The 8545-nt window shown below is 69.0% G+C and carries 9 protein-coding genes; 3 read left to right on the plus strand and 6 right to left on the minus strand.

Features of this window, described 5'->3' with window-relative positions; genetic code table 11:
- Positions 1 to 226: 226 nt before the first annotated feature.
- From ACYP5B_RS34025 to cobU, 4 genes are read right to left on the minus strand one after another with little or no spacing between them, the layout of a single operon-like run.
- Positions 227 to 1150, minus strand: coding sequence for a cobalamin-binding protein (locus ACYP5B_RS34025; RefSeq protein ID WP_459572557.1), 924 nt, complete (start codon positions 1148 to 1150; stop codon positions 227 to 229).
- A 6-nt stretch (positions 1151 to 1156) separates the two neighbouring features.
- Positions 1157 to 2209, minus strand: coding sequence for a threonine-phosphate decarboxylase CobD (gene cobD, locus ACYP5B_RS34030; RefSeq protein WP_459572558.1), 1053 nt, complete (start codon positions 2207 to 2209; stop codon positions 1157 to 1159).
- Positions 2206 to 3201, minus strand: a complete 996-nt coding sequence (gene cbiB / locus ACYP5B_RS34035) for an adenosylcobinamide-phosphate synthase CbiB (RefSeq protein WP_459572565.1) — start codon at positions 3199 to 3201, stop codon at positions 2206 to 2208. Before cbiB ends, cobD begins: the two co-directional genes overlap by 4 nt.
- Complete coding sequence (gene cobU, locus ACYP5B_RS34040) at positions 3201 to 3917, minus strand: bifunctional adenosylcobinamide kinase/adenosylcobinamide-phosphate guanylyltransferase (protein WP_459572559.1); 717 nt, start codon at positions 3915 to 3917, stop codon at positions 3201 to 3203. The genes cbiB and cobU overlap by 1 nt, the downstream gene beginning before the upstream one ends.
- Before the next feature lie 155 nt (positions 3918 to 4072).
- On the opposite strand from cobU, the gene ACYP5B_RS34045 reads away from it, so the two are divergent.
- Entirely contained in the window at positions 4073 to 5527 is a 1455-nt protein-coding gene (locus tag ACYP5B_RS34045) for a cobyric acid synthase (protein WP_459572566.1), read from the plus strand.
- Between the two features lie 160 nt (positions 5528 to 5687).
- Positions 5688 to 6338 carry a ParA family protein gene (locus ACYP5B_RS34050; RefSeq protein WP_253932404.1) on the plus strand — a complete coding sequence of 217 codons (651 nt, stop codon included), beginning with the start codon at positions 5688 to 5690 and terminating at the stop codon, positions 6336 to 6338.
- Here ACYP5B_RS34050 and ACYP5B_RS34055 read toward each other — a convergent pair.
- The gene (locus tag ACYP5B_RS34055) at positions 6289 to 6870 is read right to left on the minus strand and encodes an N-acetyltransferase family protein (RefSeq protein WP_459572561.1); all 582 of its coding nucleotides are present in this window, start codon (positions 6868 to 6870) and stop codon (positions 6289 to 6291) included. The two genes, ACYP5B_RS34050 and ACYP5B_RS34055, sit on opposite strands and share 50 nt — an antisense overlap.
- A gap of 232 nt (positions 6871 to 7102) precedes the next feature.
- Between ACYP5B_RS34055 and ACYP5B_RS34060 the strand changes: the two genes are divergently transcribed.
- Complete coding sequence (locus ACYP5B_RS34060; RefSeq protein WP_459572562.1) at positions 7103 to 8323, plus strand: PepSY-associated TM helix domain-containing protein; 1221 nt, start codon at positions 7103 to 7105, stop codon at positions 8321 to 8323.
- A 26-nt stretch (positions 8324 to 8349) separates the two neighbouring features.
- Here ACYP5B_RS34060 and ACYP5B_RS34065 read toward each other — a convergent pair.
- Positions 8350 to 8545: hypothetical protein (locus ACYP5B_RS34065; protein WP_459572563.1), on the minus strand; the 196-nt coding region annotated here is incomplete at its 5' end.

Genomic DNA, 8545 nt, shown 5'->3' on the forward strand with positions numbered 1-8545 from the left:
GCCCCATACGGCCTTGGCACACCTTCACGGCTCGCTTCGCATCGCGCGTGGGTGTTTCCCGCCTGGGGGCGGGAAACACGGCTACACCGAATCGTTCACCTGACGATGTCGTTTCTGCTCCCGCTGGTTGGCTCCCCTCTCCCGCGCAGCGGATGAGGGGCCGGGGGAGAGGGCGGGCGTTCGTCAAGTACGAGATGTCAGACCTGACCCTTGACCTGTCTTGCTCTTACTGCGTCGGCCGTTTCCGCCGCGCATTGTCCAAATCCTTGCACACGACTTCCGCGCCTTGCGCGATGCGTGGGCCTGCCCGGTTGACCAGGTCGCCGTCGATGGCGTAGAGGTTGCCGCGCGACACGGCCGTGACCTGTTTCCAGCGTTCCCACATGGCGAAGTCGGGCAGCGGGCGGTCGGAGCGGGTTGCGCCCATGCTGGCGGTCATCATCACTTCCGGGTTGCCGGCTACAACGGCTTCCACCGATACCGTGGGCACCAGCAGCGCTTCGTTGGCGAAGAGGTTGCGCCCGCCGCATAGCGCGAGCACGTCGCTGATCAGGTGCTGGCCGCTGAGTGTCATCAGCGGTTGCTGCCATACCTGGTAGAACACGGTCACCGGCGGGCGTGCCGCGTAGGTCTGGCGCAGCTTGTCGATCTGCTGGCGGAAGCTGTTGGCGGCGCTGTTGGCGGTGGGTTCGGTGCCGAGCAGCACGCCCATTCTCTCGATATTGCTGGGGATGCCTTCGAGCTTGCGCGGCTCGCTGTAGAACAGCGGGAGGCCGAGCGCGCGCAGGCGGTCGGTTTGTTTCTGCGCATTGCCGTGGCGCCACACTACGATCAGGTCTGGCTTGAGCGCGGCGATGCGTTCGAGATCCAGTGCCTTGTTGTCGCCGACCCGCGGGATGTCGCGTGCTTGCGGCGGGTAGTCGCTGTAGCTGACGGTGCCGACGATGCGCGCGCCGCCGCCGGCGGCGTAGAGCATTTCGGTGACGTGCGGCGCGAGCGAGATCACGCGGCGTGCGGGCTGGTCCAGCGTGACCGTCTGGCCGACGTCGTCGACCACCGAAACGGCGGCGCCGGCATGGCTGCAAAGGCCGCTGACCAGCAGTGTGGTGAGGACCAGCAGGGCACGGGCAGCGATCGAGATAGGCGTCATCGGGGTTTAGCTGGAAAGGGTGCTTGTGTCGGAGCGCGTTGTTGCCTGGGCTTGGGCCAGTGCCGCATCGAGCCGTTGCCATGCTGACTCCTGCGCTGGTGGCAAACCCAGGCGCAGGCTCGGCAATACGCCAGGGATGCCCGCCGGTGCGTCGAACAGCCGCGTCCACACGCCTTGCCGCGCCAGGGCCTCGTGCAGGCGCGCCGCATCGGCATGCGGCACCCAGCTGAACAAGGGGCGCCCCACGGGCGTCAGGCCGTGCTTGCGCAGCAGCGTCGCGAGCCGGATGCCGGCTTGTTGCAGGCGTTCACGTGTTGCTGCCTGCCAGGCGCGATCGGCCAGGGCCAGGCGCGCCACCGCGCGCGCCGGGCCGGCCACGGTCCAGTGCCCGAGCTGCTCGGCCAGCGCGGCCAGCAACGCGGACTCGGCCAGCACAAAGCCGCAGCGCACGCCGGCCAGGCCGTAGAACTTGCCCAGCGAGCGCAGCACCACCAGGCCGGGGCGATCCGCCAGCGCGGCCAGCGAGCGCTCGGGCGTGCAATCCATGAAGGCTTCGTCAAGTAGCAGCGTGCCGCCGCGGGTGGCGAGATCCGCGTGCCATGCCCGCAGCGTGGCCTGCGCGAGGGTGCGCCCGGTTGGGTTGTTCGGGTTCACTACCACGAGGTGGTCAAGTTGCGCGGCCAGGTCCGCACGGGCGAAATCCGTCTCCGCGAGCGGCACTACCTCATGCCCTGCGCGCGCGAAGGCGGGTGCGTATTCGCTGTATCCCTGCACCGCCACGCCAACGCGTCCGGGCTTGAGCAGTTGCGGCAAGGTGCGGATGGCGGCCTGCGAGCCGGCCACCGGCAGGGCGCGCGGTGCGCCGTAGGCCTGCGCGGCTAGTTCCGCCAGACCGTCGTCGTCCTGCGGCAGCCGCAGCCACGCGTCGGCGGGCAGGGCGGGCACGGGGTAGCCGTCCGGGTTGATGCCGGTGGAAAGATCGAGCCAGTCTTCGACGGGGCGGCCATGGCGGCGCGCGGCGGCGAGCAGGTCGCCGCCGTGGCGGATCGGAGTACTCATGCGATGCCGTAGTGGAGGAGGGCGGCGCTGGCGCCGGCGGCGGCCAGCCATAGCCACAGCGTGCGTTGAACCAGGCGCAGGCAGGCGTGCACATCGGCCGCGCCGGGCGCGTGCCCCATGCCCAGCGGCGGACGCTCCTCCCACTCGCCGTGGTAGCGGGCGGGGCCGCCCAGCGCCACGCCGACGGCGCCGGCGCCGGCCGCCATGACCGGGCCCGCGTTGGGGCTGGACCACGCCGGCGCCTGCGCGCACCAGCAGCGCAGCGCCTGGGCGGTGCGCCCGAGCAGCGCGTACGAGAGCGCGGTCAGGCGGGCGGGCGCCAGGTTGAGCACGTCGTCAAGCCGCGCAGCCGCCCAGCCGAAATACATGAGGCGCGGCGTGCGGTAGCCCCACATCGCGTCCAGCGTGTTGGCAAGGCGATAGACGATCACGGCCGGCGCGCCGCCCACCAGGAACCAGAACAAGGCGCCGAAGATGGCGTCGTTGCCATTCTCCAGCGCCGATTCGCAGGCGGCGCGGGCCAGCGCTTCGGTATCCGCGTCGGTGGTGTCGCGCGAGACGATGCGTGCTGTCAACTGGCGCGCCTCGGCAAGATTGCCTTGCGCGAGCGCCGTGGCGATCGGCGCGATATGCTGGGCCAGGCTGCGCGCGCCCAGTGCCGCGTAGAGTGCCAGCGCTTGCAGCAGCCACGCCAGCACCGCGCTGAGCTGCGCGGCAGCGTGCACCAGCAAGGCGGCCAGCGCAGCCGGCACCAGCACCATCAGCGCCCAGGCGGCCAGGCCGGTGAGCCGCTGGCGCAGCGGCGCGCCGCCGTGGTTCAGGCGGTGTTCAAGTGCAGCCGCAAGGCGGCCGAAGCCAACCAGCGGATGCCAGCGGCGCGGCTCGCCCAGCCATTGGTCCAGCAACACGCCGGCCACGGCAGCGGCCACGCAGGCCTGCCAGCTGAATAGGGGAAACGGCCACCATGAAGACAGCGACGACAGCGAAGACATCACGCCGGGCCGGCGCCTTTCACGCTGACAGGGATGCCGGCCACCAGCAGGCGCACGCGATCCGCGGCGGCGGCCAGCTTCTGGTTCAGGCGGCCCAGCTCGTCGACATAGAAGCGGGTGATGGCGCCCATCGGCACCACGCCGAAGCCGATCTCGTTGGAGACCAGGATCACGTGCCCGGGCAGGGTGGGCAGCGCGGACAGCAGCGCGTCGATTTCCTCGGTGAAGGCGGCCGGCGGCGTTACCAGGCCATGCTCGGGATAACTGCGCGCATCGAGGAACAGCAGGTTGTTGAGCCACAGCGTGACGCAGTCGACCAGGATGCAGCCATCGTGGGTGGCGTGGGCATATAGCGCATCCGCCAGATGCAGCGGCGCCTCGACCAGGCCCCACTCGGCCGGGCGCCGGGCGCGGTGCAGCGCGATGCGCACCTCCATCTCTTCGTCGGCGCTGTCCTGGTCGTGGCGCGCGGTTGCGATATAGGTAACGGGGCCGCCGGTGGCCGCGGCATGGTCGGTGGCCATCTGCTCGGCAAAGTGGCTCTTGCCGGAGCGCGCGCCGCCCAGCACCAGCGTGAGCTGGCGCGCGCGGCCGGGGTTGGCAGCGGCGTGCGGCACGGCTGCGGCCTGGGGCGAGCGTTCGCTGGCCGGCGCATGGCTGGCTGCGCTGGCGGGCTCGGTGGCGGTGGCGGTGGCGGAAGCGTTGGCCGGGGTCATCCGGGTATTGTAGCGGGCGCATCCATGGATCGCACGCCCGCAATGGCCAGCGCGCAGGCTGTGGCGCGGGGCGCCAATGCGATAATCCCACGATGCAAAAAAATCCTTCTGAAGCCGTTGGCGCGCCGCCGCCGGGTGGCTTGCGCGGTACCTTGATGGTGCAGGGAACCACCTCCGACGCGGGCAAGAGCACCCTGGTAGCCGGCCTGTGCCGAGTGCTGGCACGCGCTGGCGTACGCGTGGTCCCGTTCAAGCCACAGAACATGGCGCTCAACAGTGCGGTCACCGCCGACGGCGGGGAGATCGGGCGCGCCCAGGCCCTGCAGGCTGCTGCCGCCGGGCTGGCGCCGCACACCGATATGAATCCGGTGCTGCTCAAGCCCAGCAGCGATACCGGCGCGCAAATCATCATCCACGGCCAAGCGCGGCTGGACCTGGATGCGCGTGCCTATCACGCCTACAAGCCGGTGGCGATGCAGGCCGTGCTGGCCTCGCACCAGCGCTTGTCGAGCGCCTACGAGGTGGTGATGGTGGAAGGCGCCGGCAGTCCGGCGGAAATCAACCTGCGCGACCGCGACATCGCCAATATGGGCTTTGCCGAAGCGGTGGACTGCCCGGTGGTGCTGGTGGCCGACATCGATCGCGGTGGTGTGTTCGCCCACCTGGTGGGCACGCTGGACTGCCTGTCGGAATCGGAGCGCGCGCGCATCAAGGGCTTCATCATCAACCGCTTCCGCGGCGATATCGCGCTGCTGCAGCCCGGGCTGGACTGGCTGGAGGCGCGCACCGGCAAGCCCGTGCTGGGCGTGCTGCCCTACCTGCACGGCCTGCACCTGGATGCCGAGGACGCCATCATCGGCGCGCAGGCGGCCAAGCGCGGCGAGTTGCTGCGGGTGATCGTGCCGGTGCTGCCGCGCATTTCCAATCACACGGATTTCGATGCGCTGCGCGCGCATCCGCAGGTGGACCTGCGCTTTATCGGCCCCGGCATGCCGATCCCGCCGGCGGACCTGATCGTGCTGCCGGGCAGCAAGAGCGTGCGCGCCGACCTGGCTTTCCTGCGTGCCAATGGCTGGGAGCCGGACTTGCTGCGCCACCTGCGCTATGGCGGCAAGGTCATCGGCATTTGCGGCGGCATGCAGATGCTGGGACGGCGGGTGGACGACCCGGACGGTAACGAGGGCATGCCCGGCAGCAGCGAGGGCTTTGGCCTGCTGGACTACGACACCGTGCTGGCGCCGCACAAGCAGCTGCGCGTGGTGAGCGGCCGGCTGGCGCTGGACGATGCCGCCGTGCAAGGCTACGAAATCCATATGGGCGTGACCACCGGCCCCGCGCTGGCGCGCCCGGCGCTATGGCTGGAAGGCGAGCGCCCGGACGGCGCGCAATCGGAGGACGGGCAGGTGCTGGCCTCGTACGTGCACGGGCTGTTCGACCAGCCCGAGGCTTGCGGCGCGCTGCTGCGCTGGGCCGGGCTGGCGCGGGCCGAGGGCGTCGACCTGGCCGCGCTGCGCGAGGCCTCGCTAGAGCGCCTGGCCGACACGCTCGTCGCGCACCTGGATATGGATGCCTTGCTGGCGCCGCTGCAGGCGTCATGGCAGGCGTCATAGCAGCCCGGCCGCCCCAGCCGCCGACAGGCGGCAACTGCTAAACTCGCAGGCGGGCCCGCTCCGCCAGGGCCCGGTCGCGACAAATGGCAGGGCCATGGCGGAACCCGGAGCGGCGCGCCCGCCGGCAGCGCCGCCATGGAAAGCCATTGCGGAGACAACCATGCCCGTAGTCGTGATCGCCAATCCCAAAGGCGGCGTAGGCAAGACCACGCTGGCCACCAACCTGGCGGGCTACTTCGCCAGCACCGGTCACGCCGTGATGCTGGGCGACACGGACCGGCAGCAGTCCTCGCGGGCCTGGCTGGGCTTGCGCCCGGCCTCGGCGCCGGCCATCCGCACCTGGGACATCAGCGCCGACCAGATCGCGCGCCCGCCCAAAGGCACCACCCACGTGGTGCTGGACACCCCGGCCGGCCTGCACGGCTGGCGCTTCAACGATGTGATGAAACTGGCCCACCGCGTGGTGGTGCCGCTGCAACCGTCCTTGTTCGATATCCTCGCCACCCAGGATTTCCTTACCCGGCTCGCCGACGACAAGCGCGTGCGCCATGGCGAGGTGGAGGTGGGCGTGATCGGCATGCGGGTCGACCTGCGCACCCGCGCGGCCGAGCAGCTGCAGCGCTTTGTCGCGGGGCTGGGGCTGCCGGTGCTTGGCTTCCTGCGCGATACCCAGAACTACGTGCAGCTCGCCGCGCACGGCCTGACGCTGTGGGATGTGGCGCCGTCACGCGTGGCGCGGGACTGGGAGCAGTGGCAGCCGATCATTGGCTGGCTGGAGCAGCCGGCGCTGGCCAGGCGTCCAGCCGCCTGAGCAGGGCATCCACCGACGGCCAGCTCACGCGGCGCACGGCCACGATCAGATCGGCGCCGGGAAACTGGTCGTCGAACACCTCGCTCTCGATGCCGTCCAGGCGCCGGTAGAACTCGCGCGCCTGGGTGTTGCCTTCCAGTACATAGAGAAAAAGGGGCTGCCCTGGCCAGCCGCTGGCGGCACGCCGCGCGCAATGGGCGAAGAGGCGCTTGCCAAGCCCCAGTCCGTGCCATCCCGGCAGCACATGCAGGTTATCCAGGTACACGCCATATTGCGGCTCGGCCTCGGGTTGCAGGCAGGCAAAGCCGGCCGGCGTGCCGTCCACGCGCACGAGCGTGACTTCCAGCGGCCCTTCGGCGCCCTCCACCAAGCGAGCCTGCCAGGCTTGCCGGCGCTGGACGGGCGCCTCCTGCTCAAGGTAATCCGCCGGCAACAGCCCGCGGTAGGCATGGCGCCAGCTTTGCGTGTGCAGGTCGGCAATCAGCGCGGCATCGTGGGGGCCGGCAGGGAGCAATTCGATGGAATGGATCATCTTCAGGGCGGGAGTCCGGGGCCGGCAATGGGCACGATCGACATTCTGCCGCAATCCAGGCGAGCCCAGCCACGGTCTTGCGCTTGTCGCGCATGGGCAAGCCCTGCCTGTTAGAATCGCGAATCTTTCGCATTCTCATCTTGGCGGTGTGACGCATTCATCGCACGCTGGCATAGGGTCCGAAAACGTAACCCCACAATCCCCCAACCCCCCAATCTGCTCCCCGCTTCCCATGGTCACCGGCCGCCTGCGCGTTGTTTTCGTCAAGATTCACCTTTACCTCGGCTTGTGGCTGGGCCTGCTGTTTGTCATGTTGGGCCTGACCGGCACCGTGATTGCCTGGCGCGACGAGCTGGATGCCATGCTCAACCCGGAGCTACTGGCGGCCTCGGCGGAAGTCCCCATGCCGGTGGCGACGGCCACGGTGCAAGCGGTCACTGACCGCCTGCAGGCCGACCCGCACTATGGCCGCCCCACCTTGCTGATGCTGCCGTCCGCGCCGCATGAGGTGTTTATTGCCTGGTACCCGCTCAAGGGCACGCCCAACGCCGGGCGCTCGCGCCAGGTAATGGTCGATCCCGTCACATTGACGGTGAAGGGTGAACGGGTCTGGGGCGAGCCCGGCCTGTCGCGCCCGCTGCTGTTGCCGACCTTGTTCCAGTTGCACCACTACCTGCTCTCTGGCGAGACCGGCCGGACGATCCTGGGCATCACCGGGATGCTGCTGCTGGTGCTGGTGATCGGCGGGGTTGTGCTGTGGTGGCCCAAGCTCAAGCCGCGCGCGGTGCTCAATGCGTTTCGCATCAGCCATGGCGGCTCGTGGTCGCGCTTCAATTATTCGCTGCATCGCACGGCAGGCATTTTCGCGGCGCCGGTGCTGGCTACGATGGCGTTTTCGGGCTGGTACCTGGATTTGCCCAAGTGGGTGACGCCGATGGTGGCTGGCGTGATGACGGTATCGCCGCCTGGCAAGCCGGCATCGGCTGCGGCGCCTGCTGGTACGCCGTTGCTAGGTGCTGCACAGGCCGTGAGCGCGGCGCAGGCGCTTTATCCCGCGGCGCTGGTGACGCGGGTCAGCTTTCCGCGCAAGGCGGGAGATCCGTTTGAGGTGCGGTTGCGGCAGCCCGGCGAAGTCCGCCAGGGCAGTGGGGCTACGCGGCTCTGGCTGGATCCCCACACGGGCAAGCGGCTTGGGGTTCGCGATCCGATGGATGCGCCGGCTGGGGATACTTTCCTTAACTGGATGTATCCGTTGCATACGGGAGAAGCGTTTGGATTGGTGGGGCGGGCGTTTATTTCGGTGTTTGGTTTGGTGCCGTTGATGTTTGGTGTTACCGGGGTGTTGATCTGGTGGAAGCGCAGGCGGGGGCATCGGCGGCATGTGGTGCGGACGATGGAGAGGGCTAAGGGGGTTAGGGCTGAGGTGGGGCGGGAGGAGGTGGTTGAGGTTTGATTGCTGGTTGGCTGCATCGGCGTCTGCTACTGCAACTGAAAAATCAGCTTCAAATTCAACGGCTTAACTTCAAAAGCAACTGCAGTTTCACCACCCCTGCGGGGCGGCGACCTACTTTCTTGTCTCGCCAAAAAAGTAGGCAAAAAAGGCGCGCCGGATGGGGCGACACCCCCTCGGGATTCGACGAAAAGAGCGGCCGGGACCCAAACTCGCATCGCCTTA

The sequence above is a fragment of the Cupriavidus sp. 8B genome (genome assembly GCF_054589115.1).